This window comes from Bradyrhizobium sp. MI1.4, assembly GCF_055811315.1.
Genome location: NZ_JBVVPP010000026.1, coordinates 1 through 15,730, shown reverse-complemented (window position 1 = coordinate 15,730; position 15,730 = coordinate 1). Strand labels below are relative to the sequence as shown.

16 protein-coding genes and 1 tRNA gene are annotated in these 15,730 nt (G+C 62.8%); 11 read left to right on the top strand and 6 right to left on the bottom strand.

The window, feature by feature from the left end:
- Positions 1 to 117: 117 nt before the first annotated feature.
- From rpsA to aroA, 3 genes are all read right to left on the bottom strand, one after another.
- Positions 118 to 1,824: a 30S ribosomal protein S1 gene (gene rpsA / locus AC0L23_RS24705; protein WP_027566167.1), complete on the bottom strand. Its 1,707-nt coding sequence runs from the start codon at positions 1,822 to 1,824 to the stop codon at positions 118 to 120.
- A 267-nt stretch (positions 1,825 to 2,091) separates the two neighbouring features.
- The gene (cmk, locus tag AC0L23_RS24700) at positions 2,092 to 2,730 is read right to left on the bottom strand and encodes a (d)CMP kinase (RefSeq protein ID WP_085362031.1); all 639 of its coding nucleotides are present in this window, start codon (positions 2,728 to 2,730) and stop codon (positions 2,092 to 2,094) included.
- The gene (gene aroA / locus AC0L23_RS24695) at positions 2,727 to 4,124 is read right to left on the bottom strand and encodes a 3-phosphoshikimate 1-carboxyvinyltransferase (RefSeq protein WP_143273913.1); all 1,398 of its coding nucleotides are present in this window, start codon (positions 4,122 to 4,124) and stop codon (positions 2,727 to 2,729) included. Before aroA ends, cmk begins: the two co-directional genes overlap by 4 nt.
- A 112-nt stretch (positions 4,125 to 4,236) precedes the next feature.
- On the opposite strand from aroA, the gene AC0L23_RS24690 reads away from it, so the two are divergent.
- The 3 genes from AC0L23_RS24690 to AC0L23_RS24680 all read left to right on the top strand — a co-directional run bounded on the left by AC0L23_RS24690 (position 4,237) and on the right by AC0L23_RS24680 (position 5,167).
- On the top strand, positions 4,237 to 4,647 hold the full coding sequence (locus AC0L23_RS24690) for a TIGR02300 family protein (RefSeq protein ID WP_007598417.1): 411 nt from the start codon (positions 4,237 to 4,239) through the stop codon (positions 4,645 to 4,647).
- A 66-nt stretch (positions 4,648 to 4,713) separates the two neighbouring features.
- A tRNA-Ala gene (locus AC0L23_RS24685) sits at positions 4,714 to 4,789 on the top strand.
- A 135-nt stretch (positions 4,790 to 4,924) separates the two neighbouring features.
- The gene (locus AC0L23_RS24680; RefSeq protein ID WP_018455755.1) at positions 4,925 to 5,167 is read left to right on the top strand and encodes a GIY-YIG nuclease family protein; all 243 of its coding nucleotides are present in this window, start codon (positions 4,925 to 4,927) and stop codon (positions 5,165 to 5,167) included.
- 16 nt (positions 5,168 to 5,183) lie between these two features.
- Here AC0L23_RS24680 and AC0L23_RS24675 read toward each other — a convergent pair whose 3' ends face one another.
- Positions 5,184 to 5,645 carry a MarR family winged helix-turn-helix transcriptional regulator gene (locus AC0L23_RS24675; protein WP_018455754.1) on the bottom strand — a complete coding sequence of 154 codons (462 nt, stop codon included), beginning with the start codon at positions 5,643 to 5,645 and terminating at the stop codon, positions 5,184 to 5,186.
- A gap of 155 nt (positions 5,646 to 5,800) precedes the next feature.
- On the opposite strand from AC0L23_RS24675, the gene AC0L23_RS24670 reads away from it, so the two are divergent.
- The 8 genes from AC0L23_RS24670 (at position 5,801) to AC0L23_RS24635 (ending at position 13,062) form a co-directional block, all read left to right on the top strand.
- Positions 5,801 to 6,226: an organic hydroperoxide resistance protein gene (locus tag AC0L23_RS24670; RefSeq protein WP_007598424.1), complete on the top strand. Its 426-nt coding sequence runs from the start codon at positions 5,801 to 5,803 to the stop codon at positions 6,224 to 6,226.
- A gap of 175 nt (positions 6,227 to 6,401) precedes the next feature.
- Positions 6,402 to 7,619, top strand: a complete 1,218-nt coding sequence (locus tag AC0L23_RS24665) for a CaiB/BaiF CoA transferase family protein (RefSeq protein ID WP_026233020.1) — start codon at positions 6,402 to 6,404, stop codon at positions 7,617 to 7,619.
- Between the two features lie 220 nt (positions 7,620 to 7,839).
- Positions 7,840 to 9,156: a sn-glycerol-3-phosphate ABC transporter substrate-binding protein UgpB gene (gene ugpB, locus AC0L23_RS24660; protein ID WP_026233019.1), complete on the top strand. Its 1,317-nt coding sequence runs from the start codon at positions 7,840 to 7,842 to the stop codon at positions 9,154 to 9,156.
- 47 nt (positions 9,157 to 9,203) lie between these two features.
- A complete protein-coding gene (ugpA, locus tag AC0L23_RS24655) occupies positions 9,204 to 10,085 on the top strand; it encodes a sn-glycerol-3-phosphate ABC transporter permease UgpA (RefSeq protein WP_018455751.1) in 882 nt (293 codons plus the stop codon).
- Positions 10,085 to 10,933: a sn-glycerol-3-phosphate ABC transporter permease UgpE gene (ugpE, locus tag AC0L23_RS24650; RefSeq protein ID WP_027514732.1), complete on the top strand. Its 849-nt coding sequence runs from the start codon at positions 10,085 to 10,087 to the stop codon at positions 10,931 to 10,933. Before ugpA ends, ugpE begins: the two co-directional genes overlap by 1 nt.
- Before the next feature lie 5 nt (positions 10,934 to 10,938).
- Positions 10,939 to 12,018, top strand: coding sequence for a sn-glycerol-3-phosphate import ATP-binding protein UgpC (locus tag AC0L23_RS24645; RefSeq protein WP_085362033.1), 1,080 nt, complete (start codon positions 10,939 to 10,941; stop codon positions 12,016 to 12,018).
- Between the two features lie 294 nt (positions 12,019 to 12,312).
- Positions 12,313 to 12,738 (top strand): Hsp20 family protein, encoded by a 426-nt coding sequence (locus AC0L23_RS24640; protein WP_007598583.1) that lies wholly within the window; start codon positions 12,313 to 12,315, stop codon positions 12,736 to 12,738.
- A 51-nt stretch (positions 12,739 to 12,789) separates the two neighbouring features.
- Entirely contained in the window at positions 12,790 to 13,062 is a 273-nt protein-coding gene (locus AC0L23_RS24635; RefSeq protein ID WP_007598581.1) for a BQ00720 family protein, read from the top strand.
- Between the two features lie 165 nt (positions 13,063 to 13,227).
- Here AC0L23_RS24635 and AC0L23_RS24630 read toward each other — a convergent pair whose 3' ends face one another.
- Both AC0L23_RS24630 and AC0L23_RS24625 read right to left on the bottom strand, forming a co-directional pair.
- Positions 13,228 to 14,250, bottom strand: a complete 1,023-nt coding sequence (locus AC0L23_RS24630) for a glycoside hydrolase family 5 protein (protein ID WP_085349906.1) — start codon at positions 14,248 to 14,250, stop codon at positions 13,228 to 13,230.
- Positions 14,247 to 15,380: an O-antigen ligase family protein gene (locus tag AC0L23_RS24625; protein ID WP_240543374.1), complete on the bottom strand. Its 1,134-nt coding sequence runs from the start codon at positions 15,378 to 15,380 to the stop codon at positions 14,247 to 14,249. The genes AC0L23_RS24630 and AC0L23_RS24625 overlap by 4 nt, the downstream gene beginning before the upstream one ends.
- Between the last annotated feature and the right edge of the window lie 350 nt (positions 15,381 to 15,730).

Below are 15,730 nucleotides of genomic sequence, written 5' to 3'. Positions count from 1 at the left end.
TCTCGCCTCACGGAGAGGCTTTCCCGGATTTCACTTCGCCCCATCCGGGCGACGACCTCACTACAAAAAAGCCCCGGCTCGCGCCGGGGCTTTGATGCAGTGAAACCTGCGTTTCGCTTACTTGGTGTCGCGGTTCTTGAGCGCGGTGCCGAGGATGTCGCCGAGCGTTGCTCCCGAATCGGAAGAGCCGTACTGCGCGATGGCTTCCTTCTCTTCGGCGACTTCGAGCGCCTTGATCGACACCTGGACCTTGCGGGCCTTCTTGTCGAACTGGATCACGCGGGCATCGACCTTCTCGCCGACGGCGAAGCGTTCGGCGCGCTGATCGTTGCGGTCACGAGCGAGCTCCGAGCGCTTCACGAACGTGGTGAAGTCGGTACCGGTGATCTTCACCTCGATGCCGCTCTCCTTCACTTCGATCACTTCGCAGGTCACGACCGCGCCCTTCTTGACATCGCCCGGCTCGGCGAAGGGGTCGCCTTCAAGCTGTTTGATTCCAAGAGAAATGCGCTCCTTCTCGACGTCCACATCGAGCACCACGGCCTTCACCATGTCGCCCTTCTTGTAGTTGTCGATCACCTGCTCGCCCGGCTGCTTCCAGTCGAGGTCGGAGAGATGGACCATGCCGTCGACGTCGCCCTCGAGGCCCAGGAACAAACCGAATTCGGTCTTGTTCTTGACCTCGCCCTCGACCGTCGAACCGGTCGGGTGACCTTCGACGAAGACCTCCCACGGGTTGCGCATGGTCTGCTTGAGGCCGAGCGAGATGCGGCGCTTGACGGAATCCACTTCCAGCACCTGCACTTCGACTTCCTGCGAGGTCGAAACGATCTTGCCGGGGTGCATGTTCTTCTTGGTCCACGACATCTCGGAGACGTGGATCAGGCCTTCGATGCCCGGCTCGAGCTCGACGAACGCGCCGTAGTCGGTGATGTTGGTGACGCGACCGGTGAAGCGGGCACCCAGCGGGTACTTGGCTTCGATGCCCTGCCACGGATCGTCCAACAGCTGCTTCATGCCCAGCGAGATGCGGTGCGTCTCGTGGTTGATCTTGATGATCTTGACCTTCACGGTCTGGCCGATCGAGAGCACCTCGGTCGGATGGTTGACGCGGCGCCACGCGATATCGGTGACGTGCAGCAGACCGTCGATGCCGCCGAGATCAACGAACGCACCGTAATCGGTGATGTTCTTGACCACGCCGTCGATGACCTGACCCTCTTCGAGGTTCTGCACCAGTTCCTGGCGCTGCTCGGCGCGGGTCTCTTCGAGAACCGTGCGGCGGGACACGACGATGTTGCCGCGGCGACGGTCCATCTTGAGGATCTGGAACGGCTGCGAGTTGTTCATCAGCGGCGCAACGTCGCGGATCGGACGGATGTCGACCTGCGAACGCGGCAGGAAGGCCACGGCACCGTCGAGGTCGACGGTGAAGCCGCCCTTGACCTGGTTGAAGATGACGCCGTTGACCTTCTCGTTGTTCTGGAAGGCCTTCTCGAGCTTGCCCCAGCTCTCTTCGCGGCGCGCCTTGTCGCGCGACAGCACGGCTTCGCCGAGGGCGTTCTCGATCCGATCGAGGAACACTTCCACCTCGTCGCCGACCTTGAGCTCGCTGTCACGGCCGGGGCCGGAAAATTCGCGCAGGGCAACGCGGCCCTCCGTCTTCAGGCCGACGTCGATGACGGCCATGTCCTTTTCGATTGCAACAACCTTGCCCTTGATGACTGAGCTTTCCTGCAGGTTGCCGCCTGCGAAGGACTCGTCGAGCATCGCGGCGAAATCGTCGCGCGACGGGCTATAGGTATCAGCAGAAGTCGAAGCCATTTGTTCTCCAGTTGCGGATGTCGTGCCGGCCGTTGGGTTCTTGGGCGCCTCGTACGCGCAGTGTCGGAAGGTCCGCAGAACCTTCGAGCGACCGCTCGCTGCTCCGACCTGGAGGGCGGAACAGCGGAAGCGGGCCGGCTGAGGCCCGCGCGTTCGATACGTGGAAATCTTTTGTCCGGAGCCTGGATCGCGTCGGCCCCAAGCAGGGACCGAGAGTATCGACCTCAAAGAGCGGGAGCGGGCGCTTCCTCCAATGACGGCAGCGGCTTAACCCCGCGACCGGCCCGCTCGGACGGCCTCGATAATGTCGATGGCGGCCCGGACGCCGCCTTCTATATCCAGTTGGGAGTTATCTAGCAAGTAAGCATCCGCGGCCGGCTTCAGGGGGGCGATCGCCCGGTTCTTGTCGCGTTCGTCGCGCTGGATGATGTCGGCGAGCACGGCCGCCTCGTCGGCCTCCTCGCCCCGCGCCTTGGCCTCCATGGTCCGGCGGCGGGCACGGACCTTGGGGTCGGCGACGACGAAGATCTTCACGTCGGCATGGGGGCAGATCACGGTTCCAATATCGCGCCCATCGAGCACGGCGCCGGGCGGATCGGCGGCGAATTGCCGCTGAAAGTTGATGAGGGCCTCGCGCACCTTGGGGATCGCCGAGACGATCGAGGCGCCCTCGCCGGCCTTCTGGGTCTTCAGCGCGGGATTGCCGAACTTTTCGGGATCGAGTTCCAGCGCCGCAGCGACCGCCGCCGCCTCGTCCCGGAGATCATGACCGGACTGCATCAGGGAATAGGCCACCGCGCGATAGATCACGCCGGTATCAAGGTGACGGTAGCCGTAATGGTGGGCAAGGCGCTTGCCGAGGGTGCCCTTGCCCGACGCCGCGGGCCCGTCGATGGCAATGATCATGAAAAATCGGCCCCAAGCGAACGCATCATCGGGATGAAATCCGGAAAACTGGTGGCGATGAAGGCGGTGTCATCGACGGTTACCGGCTGATCGGAGGCGCAGCCCATCACCAGCGCGGACATCGCGATGCGATGATCCATGTGGGTGGCCACGACGCCGCCCCCAGGAACGTGGCCGCGGCCTTCGACGATCAAATCGTCGCCGGAGACCTCGACCTTGACACCGTTGACGCGGAGCATGGCGGCGGTTGCCTCCAAACGGTCGGATTCCTTGACGCGCAGCTCCTGGAGGCCGCGCATGATGGTCGTGCCCTCGGCAAAGGCGGCCGCCACCGCCAGCACCAGATATTCGTCGATCATCGACGGTGCACGCTCCGGCGGCACCTCGACACCGCGCAATTTCGAGGCGCGTACCCGCAGCTTTGCCATCGGCTCGCCAGCGTCGCCGCGAACTTCGCTTTCCTCGATCGAGGCGCCCATTTCGCGCAGCGTGGTGAAAAGACCCGTCCGCAGCGGATTGGTCATGACGTCGGGCAGGACGATTTCGGAGCCTTCGACGATCAGCGCAGCAACGATGGGGAACGCCGCCGACGAGGGATCGGCGGGCACGACGACATTGGCGCCATGCAGTTCCGGCTGCCCCACGAGCGTGATACGGCGGCCGTGCTGACCTTCTTGCACCGAGCTGATCTCGGCGCCGAAATGCTTGAGCATCAGCTCGGTGTGGTCGCGACTGGCCTCGGTCTCGATGACGGTCGTGGCGCCCGGCGCGGCCAGGCCCGCGAGCAGCACGGCGGATTTGATCTGGGCCGAGGCCACAGGCGTCTTGTAGGTGATCGGCAGCGGATCGCGCGCACCCTGGACGGTCAGCGGCAGACGGCCGCCCGCGCCGCCGGAGACGACCTTCGCGCCCATCTTTTCCAGGGGATCCAGGATCCGGCGCATGGGCCGGCTGCGCAGTGAGGCATCGCCGTCGAAAACCGCGGAGATCGGACAGCCGGCGACGGCGCCCATGACGAGCCGGCAGCCGGTGCCGGAGTTGCCGAAATCCAGCGGCGCTTTGGGCTCCGCGAAGCCTGCGACACCCACGCCGTTCACCTTCCAGGCGAAATCTCCGGTACGCTCGACCCTGGCGCCGAGCGCCTGCATGGATTTGGCGGTGTTAAGGACGTCCTCGCCCTCCAGGAGGCCCGAAATCCGCGTCTCTCCGACCGCGAGCGCGCCGAGGATGAGGGCACGGTGGGAGATCGACTTGTCTCCGGGCACCCTTACTTTCCCGGTCAGGGGACCGCTGGCGCGCGACTGGAGCGGCGTCGGCTTGTCGGAATCGGTCAAGTTTGTGTCCTTGGGTAGGCCCGAAACGTCCCTGCGGGACTCGCGGGGCAGGTACCACATGGTCTCCCCGCCGTCACGGGCATGTCGTTCTCCCGCAATGCGCTATTGACAGCGGGCCGCCAACTAGCCAAGTGAAGCACCGCTTTTCAGACATTTCCAGGATTCCTCTGCCGTGGCCAAGTCCGAACTCGGAACTAAACGTATTTGCCCGACCACGGGCAAAAAGTTCTATGACCTCAACAAGAATCCGGTGATCTCGCCCTATACCGGTGAAGTCGTGCCGATCGCGCCCATCGCGCCGGCTCGCGCACCCCGCGGTGCCGAAGCCCGTCACGCAGCCGCTGCCGCCGACGCCACGCCAGAGCCGGCGGAGGTCGAGGAGGTCTCGCTCGAGGAGGCCGATGCCGAGGAGAACACCGGCAAGGTCAAGGCCGTCGTGCCCGAATCCGAGGACGACATCGAAGTCGATGAAACTATCGAGGACGATGACGACGATGATTCGACCTTTATCGCCGACGACGAAGAAGGCGATGAGGACGTCACCGACATCATTGGTGATGTCGGCGGTGACGAAGAGACTTGAGATAATTCCAGAACTGTGGTTCTGGGTCTTTCCCGACGCGTCGCCCAAGGCGCGTCGGACGGTTAAGGGGCCATAGCTCAGCTGGGAGAGCGCTTGCATGGCATGCAAGAGGTCGGCGGTTCGATCCCGCCTGGCTCCACCACGCTTCGCCCTTCGGGCTACGCGTGGCGCAGCCGCGCGGAGCTCGAAGGGCGAAGCGTGGTGTCCGGCGAAGCCCGAAGGGCGAAGACGGACTGGTGAGACTCCCACGCAGCGGCTGCCCGGGCGATAATCGTCAATGTGGTACGTCTACATCCTCCGCAGCATCGAATTTCCCGAGCAGGAATACGTTGGGGCTACGGAAGATCTGAAGCGCCGGTTTCCAGAGCACAATGCTGGCAAATCCACCCACACTGCCAAGTTCAAGCCTTGGAAGCTGATCTGGTACTGCGCCTTCCCTGACAAGCACAAAGCGCTCGCTTTTGAAGCCTACCTGAAGTCTCACTCCGGCCGAGCCTTCACAAAGAAGCGGCTGTCCTAAGAGCGCACCTCTAACCCTACTCCCCGATCACCGCATTCAACCGATCGCGCAACGCCACAATCTCGTCCTTCATCGCGACAAGCTCCGAGACCGAGCAGTCCGATGCCGCCAGAATCGATTGCGGCACGGCCCGCGCCTTGTCCTTCAAGGCCTGGCCCTGCGGCGTCAACGCGATCAGCACCTGACGCTCGTCCTCGCTCGAGCGCGTGCGCTTGACGAGGTGGGCCGCCTCGAGCCGCTTGAGCAGCGGTGTCAGCGTGCCCGAATCCAGGTGCAGCTTTTCGCCGATGCTCTTGACCGGCACGTCGTCGCGCTCCCACAGCACCAGCATCACCAGATATTGCGGATAGGTCAGGCCGAGCCGGTCCAGCAGCGGCTTGTAGACGCGGTTGAACGCATGCGCGGCGGAATAGACCGCGAAGCAGATCTGGTTGTCGAGGCGCAGCGGCGCGTCCGCTGCCGAATGTTTCCGGGGCATCGAGAATCTCACAGGACTTGCTCCATTCTGGGGCCGGCCGTCGCTACATTCAATTGCGAACAATTAAATGTGAGACGCTATAATTTCAATTGCGCGCAATCTAATTGCTTGCGATAAAGATGGCGCCCCCACCCCGAAAACACAGGGAGACAAAAATGTCAGTGAACGTCCTCTACAAGACCAGCGCAAAGGCCACCGGCGGCCGCGACGGCCATGCCGCGACCCTCGACGGCGCGCTCGACGTCAAGCTCACCACGCCGAAGGAGCTCGGCGGCGGAGGCGGCGCCGGCAACAATCCCGAGCAGCTGTTTGCTGCGGGCTATGCCGCCTGCTTCATCGGCGCGATGAAGTTCGTGTCCTCGCAGGGCGGCCCCAAGGTTCCGGCCGACGCCTCCGTGACTTCGACCGTCGGCATCGGCCCGCGCGCGGCCGGCGGCTTCGGTCTCGACATCGACCTTGCCGTCTCGCTGCCAGGCCTCGCCCGCGCGGAAGCCGAGGCGCTGGTCGAGAAGGCGCACCAGGTGTGCCCGTATTCCAACGCGACGCGCGGCAATGTCGACGTCCGCCTGACGGTGGTCTGACCGGTTTCGGTGAAGCGGCTGGCCCGGGATACCCCCGGGCCGGCCGCTTCCCTTTATTTGCCATCTCGCGGGATTGCGGCGAGCGGCCTGCATGACGCCCTACGCGCGAAGCCATTGCCGGCTCGGACGAACCTCGTTAGGCCTGTGATCACATCGACACAGGGGACGCGAAGGCATGACTGAAGCCGCCAGTTCTGGAGCTGCCATGGGTGCAATGAGCGGCCTGCGCGTCATCGATCTGACGCGCGTGCTCGGCGGCCCCTATTGCACCCAGATCCTCGCCGACCATGGCGCCGACGTGATCAAGGTCGAGCCGCCCGCAGGCGACGAGGTACGCGACTGGGGCCCTCCCTTCCACGAGGAAGACGCGGCCTATTTCATCGGCATCAACCGCAACAAGCGCTCGATCGGCCTCGACCTCGCCTCCGAGGGCGGCCGGACCGTGCTGCTCAAGATGCTGGAGAGCGCCGACGTCCTGATCGAGAACTTCAAGCCGGGCACGCTGGAGAAATGGGGCATCGGCAACGAGGTGTTACGCGAGAAATTTCCGCGCCTCGTGCATTGCCGGATCTGCGGCTTCGGCGCCGACGGCCCGCGCGGCGGCAATCCCGGCTATGACGCCATCATCCAGGCCATGACCGGCATGATCGCGGCGACCGGCTCGCCCGAGAGCGGACCGATGCGGATCGGCGTGCCGCTGGTCGACATCGGCACCGGCCTCTATGCGGCGATCGGCATCTTGATGGCGCTGTCGGAGCGGCAGCGCTCGGGCCAGGGCCAGTTCCTGGAGACCACGCTGTACGAGACCGGTCTCGCCATCATGCATCCGCACACCGCGAATTATTTCATGCATGGCAAGCCGCCGTCGCTCACCGGCAACGAGCATCCCAACCTCGTGCCCTATGCGATCTTCCCGACCAAGACCGACGACATCTTCATCGGCGTCGGCAATGACGGCACCTTCCGCAAGCTCGCCAAGGAGATCGGCAAGCCCGAGCTCGGCACCGATCCGCGCTTTGCGCGCAACAAGGATCGCATCGGCAATCGCGAGGCGCTGCGGGCCGAGCTTGCCGCCGTGTTCAGCCAGCACGAGGCCGAGCCGCTGTGCAATCGCCTGCTCGCCGCGGGCCTGCCCGCCGGCCCCGTGCAGAAGATCGACCAGGCATTGACCAACCCGCACACGATCGCGCGCGGCGATATTATCGAGAAGGATTGGTACAAAGGCGTGGCGTCGCCGATCCGGCTCGACCGCAGCAAGCCGAGCCTGCGGCGCCTGCCGCCGAAATTCAGCGAGCACGCCGCCGAGGTCCTGGGCGAATTCGGCTACTCCAGGTCCGAGATCGACGCGATGGTCGAGCAGGGCACTGTCTGCGGCCCCGAGCGCAAGCGCTAGCGCCCTCGCCTTCCACATCCCACGGCAATGCCGCAGTGCGGTGCGGGCGCTCTGTGCACCGCGAACGGAGGACGCTGCGCGCGCGGCATTCGCCTATTTGACGGCTTCCCTTTTCCAGCGCTTGCCGCTTTCGTTTCGGCCGCTTACACAGTCATGTGAACGTCATATGGCGCTGCTAGCGCAAGCGATCATTTTTGACGGCCCAAGGGAGGTTTACTTGATGGCTCTTCGACATTTTGGAGCGGCTGCCGCTATTGCACTCACGGTTGGACTATCGGCCTCGCCGGCCTTGGCCGTGACCGAAATCCAGTGGTGGCACGCGATGACCGGCGCCAACAACGACGTCATCGTCAAGCTCGCCACCGACTTCAACGCGTCGCAGAGCGACTACAAGGTGATCCCGACCTACAAGGGCAACTATCCCGATACGATGAACGCCGGCATCGCGGCGTTCCGCGCCGGCAACGCCCCGCACATCATGCAGGTGTTCGAAGTCGGCACCGCGACCATGATGGCCGCGACCGGCGCCGTGAAGCCCGTCTACAAGCTGATGGCCGACGCCGGCGAGAAGTTCGACCCCAAGATCTACCTGCCCGCCATCACCGGTTATTATTCGACGTCGAAGGGCGAGATGCTGTCCTTCCCTTTCAACTCGTCCTCGACCGTGATGTGGGTGAACCTCGACGAGCTGAAGAAGGCGAACGTAGAGATCCCGAAGACCTGGCCCGAAACGTTCGAGGCCGCCAAGAAGCTGAAGGCTGCCGGTCATGACACCTGCGGCTTCTCGGGCTCCTGGATCACCTGGGTCAATCTCGAGCAGCTCTCGGCGTGGCACAACGTGCCGCTCGCCAGCAAGGCCAACGGCCTCGACGGCTTCGACACCGTGCTCGAGTTCAACGGACCGCTTCAGGTCAAGCATCTCGAAACCCTGGTCGAGCTGCAGAAGACCAAGACCTATGACTACGCCGGCCGCACCAACACCGGCGAAGGCCGCTTCACTTCGGGCGAGTGCCCGATCTACCTGACCTCGTCGGCCTTCTTCGGCAACGTCAAGGCGCAGGCCAAGTTCAACTTCACCGCCGTGCCGATGCCGTATTATCCCGACGTCAAAGGCGCACCGCAGAACTCGATCATCGGCGGCGCTTCGCTGTGGGTGATGGGCGGCAAGTCGGCCGAGGAATACAAGGGCGTCGCGAAATTCCTGACCTTCCTCTCCGACACCGATCGCCAGGTCTACATCCACAAGGCCTCCGGCTACCTGCCGATCACCAAGGCGGCCTACGCCAAGGCGAAGGAAGAAGGCTTCTACAAGGATCAGCCCTATCTCGAGACCCCGCTGCTCGAGCTGACCAACAAGGAGCCGACCGAGAATTCGCGCGGTCTGCGCCTCGGCAACATGGTGCAGCTGCGTGACGTCTGGTCGGAAGAGATTGAGCAGGCGCTGGCCGGCAAGAAGACCGCCAAGCAGGCGCTCGATGCCGCCGTCGAGCGCGGCAACACGATGCTGCGGCAGTTCGAAAAGACCGCCGTCAAGTGAGGCAATGAGCGGCAGGCCGCGACCCGGCCTGCCGCTCTGCTGGCATCATGCAAAAGCAAGCCATCTTCCAGTCAAGACTGTTACCGTACGCGCTGGTTGCGCCGCAGCTCGCGATCGTCCTGATTTTCTTCTATTGGCCGGCCCTGCAGGCGGTGATCCAGTCCTTCCTGCTCCAGGATGCGTTCGGTCTGTCGACCACCTTTGTCTGGTTCGAGAATTACGTCGAGCTGTTCAAGGACGCAGCCTATTTCGAGGCGATCGTCCGGACCTTCTTGTTCTCGTTCGCCATCGCCGTCTCGTCGCTGTCCTTTGCGCTGCTGCTCGCCGTGATGGCGGACAAGCCGCTGCGTGGCTCGATGCTCTACCGCACGCTCCTGATCTGGCCCTATGCGGTGGCACCGCCCGTGGTCGGCGTGCTCTGGATCTTCATGCTGCATCCCTCGCTCGGCGTGCTCTCGCGCTATCTGCGCAATATGGGCGTCGACTGGAATCCGCTGCTCGACGGCGACCAGGCCGCGGCGCTGATCATCCTCGCCGCCGCGTGGAAGCAGATCTCCTATAATTTCCTGTTCTTCCTCGCCGGCCTGCAAGCGATCCCAAAGAGCGTGTTCGAGGCCGCCGCGATCGACGGCGCCCGTCCGATGCGGCGGTTCTGGACCGTGACCTTCCCGTTGCTGTCGCCGACCATCTTCTTCCTGCTGGTGGTCAACATCGTCTACGCCTTCTTCGACACGTTCGGCATCATCGACACGATGACCCGCGGCGGTCCCGGAACGTCGACGGTCACGCTGGTCTACAAGGTCTATTCCGACGGCTTGCTCGGCGGCAATCTCGGCAGCTCGGCGGCGCAGTCGGTGATCCTGATGGTCATGGTCATCGTGCTCACCGGAATCCAGTTCCGCTTCGTCGAACGCAAGGTGACCTACTGATGGTCGAGGAAGAGGGCTTCCGGCGCTACATCGCCCACATCATCCTCTGGATCGGGATCGCGGTCGTCGCCTTCCCGGTCTACATCGCGTTCGTCGCCTCGACCCAGGACAACGCGCTGATCGCCAACGGGCAGATGTCGCTGCTGCCGGGCGGTCATTTCTTCGAGGTCTACTACCAGACCATTTTCGTCGGCACGAGCGGATCGACCCGCGAGCCCGTCGGCAACATGATGCTGAACTCGCTGGTGATGGCACTGCTGATCGCGGTCGGCAAGATCGCGATCTCGATCATCTCCGCCTATGCGATCGTCTATTTCCGCTTTCCCTTCCGGATGCCGATCTTCTGGATCATCTTCATCACGCTGATGCTGCCGGTCGAGGTGCGCATCTATCCGACCTACAAGATCGTCGCAGATCTGCACATGCTCGACAGCTATGCGGGCCTGTCACTGCCGCTGATCGCCTCGGCCACCGCGACGCTGCTGTTCCGCCAGTTCTTCATGACCGTCCCGGACGAGCTGCTGGAAGCCTCGCGCATCGACGGCGCCGGTCCCTTGCGCTTCTTCTGGGATACGCTGCTGCCGCTGTCGCGCACCAACATGGCGGCGCTGTTCGTGATCCTCTTCATCCTCGGCTGGAATCAATATCTCTGGCCGCTGCTGATCACCACCCGCGACGACATGCAGACCATCCAGGTCGGCATCCGCAAGATGATCACCACCACCGACGCGCTGACCGAATGGCCGATCGTGATGGCGACCGCCGTGCTCGCGATGCTGCCCCCGGTGTTCGTCGTCGTCGTGATGCAGAAATTGTTCGTGCGCGGACTCGTGGAGACGGAAAAGTAAATCCCATGGCTAACGTCACCCTGCGCAACGTCCGCAAAACCTATCCCGGCGGCTTCGAGGCCATCAAGGGCGTCAACGTCGATGTCGGCGACGGCCAGTTCTGCGTGCTGGTCGGGCCCTCCGGCTGCGGCAAGTCGACATTGCTGCGCATGGTCGCAGGCCTCGAAACCGTCACCGGCGGCGAGATCGACATCGGCGGCCGCATCGTCAACCAGATCGAGCCCGCCGACCGCGACATCGCGATGGTGTTCCAGAACTACGCGCTCTATCCGCATATGAGCGTCTTCAACAACATGGCTTACGGCCTGCGCAACCGCGGCATGAAGGAGGCCGAGGTCAAGACCCGCGTCGACGAAGCCGCCCGCGTGCTCGAGCTCACCTCGATGCTGGAGCGCAAGCCGCGCCAGCTCTCCGGCGGCCAGCGCCAGCGCGTCGCCATGGGCCGCGCCATCGTGCGCCAGCCGAAGGTGTTTCTGTTCGACGAGCCGCTGTCCAACCTCGACGCAAAGCTCCGCATCGCGATGCGGGTCGAGATCCGCAAATTGCAGCGCCGGCTCAACACCACCTCGGTCTACGTCACCCACGACCAGCTGGAGGCGATGACGCTCGCCGACATTCTCGTGGTGATGAATGGCGGTCAGGTCGAGCAGGTGGGCAATCCGCTCGCGATCTACGAGAAGCCGGCGACGACCTTCGTCGCCTCCTTCATCGGCGCGCCACCGATGAATCTGATGTCGATTCGCGCCGACGAGATCAAGTCGCAGCTCGGCAGCACCGACGCCGGCATCCTCGGCATTCGCCCGGAGGATTTCGTCATCACCGACCAGACCCCGGCCGGCGGCGTCGCCCTTCCGCTCACCGTGGAAGCGATCGAGCGCGTCGGCGCTGAAACCTTCGTTTACGGCACGCGGGCTCAGGACGAGCAGCGCATCGCCGCCAACCCCGGCGAACTGCCGCCCGGCGAGGTCATCGTCCGCATTCCCGGCTCAGAGGCGCCTCCGATCGGCGAGAAGATCCGCGTCGCAGCAATGCGCCAAAAGCTGCATCTGTTCAGCGGCGATGGGCGGACGCGGATCGAGGCCTGATCGGGTTCCGCTGGGCCGTCGATTAAAAAACGCGAAAACAACCCCATGCACAGTAGAAGGGGGTTTGTTTTTGTTGAGAAAAATCACACCGCAATTTCGTCGGGCCGGCTTGTGGCAGGCGTTTCGCGCCATGGCGACAAGTCAGCTTTTGTGCATGGCAGAGCGGGTGAGCTGCCAGTCCACAGCCCCGGCTACGTCCTTGAACCCACACGCGGATATGCCCATATTGCTGATCAAGGGGTGCCTGTACGGGCCCTGATGCACCAAAGTCGCTTCGAGAGGACTTTGTAAACTATGTCTCGTGTTCCCACGCTTTCCAGTCCCTTCCTTCTGGGCTTCGACGAGATCGAGCGCGTGCTCGATCGGGTCGTCAAAGGCGCCGACGGTTACCCTCCCTACAATATCGAGAGGTGCGACCGGTCGGAGGGCCAGCCCGAGCGTCTGCGGATCACGCTGGCGGTCGCCGGATTCACCCGCGACCAACTCGATGTAACCATTGAGGAAAACCAGCTCGTCATTCGCGGGCGGCAGCAGGACGACAAGACCCGGCAATACATCCATCGCGGCATCGCCGCGCGCCACTTCCAGCGCACTTTCGTGCTGGCGGAGGGGATGCTGGTGCTGGGTGCGGATCTGAAGAACGGATTGCTGGCGATCGATCTTGCCCGGCCGGAACCGGAGAGGATCGTTAAGACAATCGCTATCAATGAGCACGAATAATGGAACGAGTAGCGGACTCGACCGCTTAGTTTCGAGAGAGGAGTCGAGACCATGAGTGAAGGTCACGTTGCGTTCGAATACGAAGCCAAGAACGTCTCGCCGGAGACGCTGGCAACCCTCGGCGAAGGCCATATCGCCTATGTGAAGCAGATCCGCTCTGAGGATGTGCCGGGCCTGTTTCCCGAAGCGCCGAAGATCGCGCCGGGCCTCAAGCTCTTCGCGCTCCACGCCGCCGACGGCACGCCGATCATGCTGACCGACAGCCGCGAAGCCGCGATCGCCAACGCCTGGAGCAACGAGCTGCAAGCGGTGAGCGTGCACTGAGCACGCGCGCGTCGCACGAATAGGGTTTCAAGCGGGCATGCCTTCGCAGGAAGGCGTGCCCGTTTGCTTTGGGGGATCCAGAATCTTTCCGTGGCAAGATTTTGGATTGCTTCGCTCGCTCGCAATGAGGCAGTGTGCGGCGATGGCTCGCGTCCCGGATGCACCTCAACGCCCGGCCGGAAGCAGTGCCCGCAGGATGTCCGGCTTCCAGGCTTGACGCGCGCTGTCGAAGGCCGCGAAATCATGATCGAACTGCCAATAGGCCCAAGCCCAGCCAAGCCGCTCTGCGCTCCGCGCCACGAATGACAGATATCTGGTCCGTGCTTCGGCTGGAGCGGCCTCGTACACGCCGAACTCGCCGAGATAGATCGGGCGCTTTTCTCTTTGGGACCAGGACCGAATCTTCTCGAAATCGGCGCGGGCCTTCTGTTTATCCTCCGGGGTACCCCAGTCGAGCGGGCCGATTCGCGAAAATGTGGGCGACCACGGTGCGCCCTGATGGGTGAAACGGATCGGCGCGTAATAGTGAAACGTGACGATCAGATTCCGGTCATCCGACGGCAGGACCAGGTCCTCGACCGGCATCTCGTCGACGTTGAGAACCGAAGCGATGACCGTCCGCCGGGGATTGGTGGCGCGGATGATGCTGAGGCACTCGTTCAGAAGGCCGTTCCAGCCGGTGGACGACATCTGCCCGCCCGGCTCGTTGAGGACCTCGAAGACAAGTGCTGGATATTTCCCGGCATAGCGCGCGGCGATTTGGGTCCAGAACGATTTCAGCTTGTCTGTGCACTCGGAGATGTCGCGCTGACAAACATGGGTATCGTGCTCGTCCAGGATGGGGATGAGATTTCGGGCGAGCACTTCCTCGATGACGCCATCGAGCCGCCTCAAGACGACTTCATCCATTACCTTCTCCGGATTCATGAATTTAAAGCCGAAGAAATTGATCCGAACGTGCGAGAACCCGGCGCGTCTGATCGCAGTGAGGTTGTCCAGACGAAATGGCGCGTTTCGGCCTCCCTCCCAGACGCCGTCGTAGCCGAGGATGTTGATGCCGCGCCCCAATTTTGGAGCAGGAGGCGTGTTGGCCTGTCCGGCTGCCTCGGTCCGGAAGCAGATCGGAAGCACGGATAGTGCCAAGACAAGACGAAAGGCTATCGTCCAGCGGACGCGGATGGCATTCATCCTGTTTGCCCCGTCATTGCTGCAGGCCCCTGCTGGGGCACCGGCCTGCACACTGCGAAGAAGAATGCGACGAGCAGCACCGACGTGAACATTGTCGAGCGAAGAAACATCGTCTCCGTGAAGTTCGATTGAAAGCTCAGGACGACGAAGCCGATGATCAGCGCGCAGTGATACCGATCGATCGACCGGGTGGCGATCAAATAGAGGACCTTTTCCGAGAACAGATAAACGCTCGTGACGAACAGCAAATATCCCAGAAATCCAGTTTCAATCGCGACCGCGATGTAACCGCTATGATAATTGTCGAGCACCCAGCCATGATTCTGGTTGAAATAGTCGTAGATCGCGGGGCGCGTCCAGAATCCGTTGATGCCGAAGCCCAGCAGCGGCGCATCGTTGAAATGGCCGATGGCGTACTGCCAAATGAAGGTCCGCTCGGTCAAATCGACGGTCGCCTCGCCGAGATGGATGGAATCGTACCCCGTCACGTAAAAATACAGCATCAGCAGAGCGGCCAGGATGCACATGATGAATGGCAACACCGCATAGATTTTCATGCAGCGGATCGACCACATGGAAGTCACGAGCAGCCCGCCCGCCGCGAATGCGACAGCGCCGGCACCACGCGACTCCGAGGCGATGACGCAGGTCGATGCCAGAACAAGCGACACGAGGAATGCAATCCATCCCTGCCCCGTGATCTTCTGATAACAGGCAAAGAACATCAGATATGCGCTGATAAAGCCGAGCGTCTGCTTCGATTCGTAGATTCCTTGCCACTGGCCGTTGTGCATCCAGCTCTGGTCGACGCCGATCTCGGGCACGAAGACGGCGCACAACGCCGAGGCGGCGACCAGAACGAACAGCCCGAGCGCCGTGGATCCGACGATCTCGTCGATGTCGATACGCGTGATGAGGCAATACGCACCGAAAGTCGTCACCACAAGTGCAACGCTCTTCATGATCGCTGCGATGGAAAGCGTGGTCCAGAGAACGGAAATGGCCGCGAGGGCATAAAATGTGACCAACGCGATGAGATCTGGATTGGGCTGGATCCGGACCCGCGGCCGTACGAAGACACTGGCATAGATCGAGACGATCCACATCAGCAGCGCGACCGCCTGCTGCACATAGCTCCACTCTGAAGGTAGTAATGCCGGGTGAAGAACACCCATTGATGCGATCACGTTGAGGGTGATCGAGCTGCGGATCACGTTTCTGGCCAGCCGTTCCACGCCGGCGCTTGGCGCTTTCCAGATCGCGCTTTCATATGCATCGGAGTCCGCTGCGGTATGCAGTCCGGCGCCAAGCTGACCGCCCTGAAGCACGGCCGCGGGCCGCTCTTCCGCCCCGGCACCGATGTGCAGCGGCGCCCTTCCATTCCCAGTCACGTGCACTCAGTCGTAAACGTCGTTCTCAGGCCACGGCTTTGAGGGATTGCGCGCGATAGGCCCAGGGAAGCAGCTGATCGATTTCGCTG

What these genes read in the sequence shown, in the direction of transcription:
- rpsA (WP_027566167.1), bottom strand. Translation starts at nt 1,824, where the DNA reads ATGGCTTCGACTTCTGCTGATACCTATAGCCCGTCGCGCGACGATTTC.
- cmk (WP_085362031.1), bottom strand. Translation starts at nt 2,730, where the DNA reads ATGATCATTGCCATCGACGGGCCCGCGGCGTCGGGCAAGGGCACCCTC.
- aroA (WP_143273913.1), bottom strand. Translation starts at nt 4,124, where the DNA reads ATGTGGTACCTGCCCCGCGAGTCCCGCAGGGACGTTTCGGGCCTACCC.
- AC0L23_RS24680 (WP_018455755.1), top strand. Translation starts at nt 4,925, where the DNA reads ATGTGGTACGTCTACATCCTCCGCAGCATCGAATTTCCCGAGCAGGAA.
- AC0L23_RS24675 (WP_018455754.1), bottom strand. Translation starts at nt 5,645, where the DNA reads ATGCCCCGGAAACATTCGGCAGCGGACGCGCCGCTGCGCCTCGACAAC.
- AC0L23_RS24670 (WP_007598424.1), top strand. Translation starts at nt 5,801, where the DNA reads ATGTCAGTGAACGTCCTCTACAAGACCAGCGCAAAGGCCACCGGCGGC.
- AC0L23_RS24665 (WP_026233020.1), top strand. Translation starts at nt 6,402, where the DNA reads ATGACTGAAGCCGCCAGTTCTGGAGCTGCCATGGGTGCAATGAGCGGC.
- ugpB (WP_026233019.1), top strand. Translation starts at nt 7,840, where the DNA reads ATGGCTCTTCGACATTTTGGAGCGGCTGCCGCTATTGCACTCACGGTT.
- ugpA (WP_018455751.1), top strand. Translation starts at nt 9,204, where the DNA reads ATGCAAAAGCAAGCCATCTTCCAGTCAAGACTGTTACCGTACGCGCTG.
- ugpE (WP_027514732.1), top strand. Translation starts at nt 10,085, where the DNA reads ATGGTCGAGGAAGAGGGCTTCCGGCGCTACATCGCCCACATCATCCTC.
- AC0L23_RS24645 (WP_085362033.1), top strand. Translation starts at nt 10,939, where the DNA reads ATGGCTAACGTCACCCTGCGCAACGTCCGCAAAACCTATCCCGGCGGC.
- AC0L23_RS24640 (WP_007598583.1), top strand. Translation starts at nt 12,313, where the DNA reads ATGTCTCGTGTTCCCACGCTTTCCAGTCCCTTCCTTCTGGGCTTCGAC.
- AC0L23_RS24635 (WP_007598581.1), top strand. Translation starts at nt 12,790, where the DNA reads ATGAGTGAAGGTCACGTTGCGTTCGAATACGAAGCCAAGAACGTCTCG.
- AC0L23_RS24630 (WP_085349906.1), bottom strand. Translation starts at nt 14,250, where the DNA reads ATGAATGCCATCCGCGTCCGCTGGACGATAGCCTTTCGTCTTGTCTTG.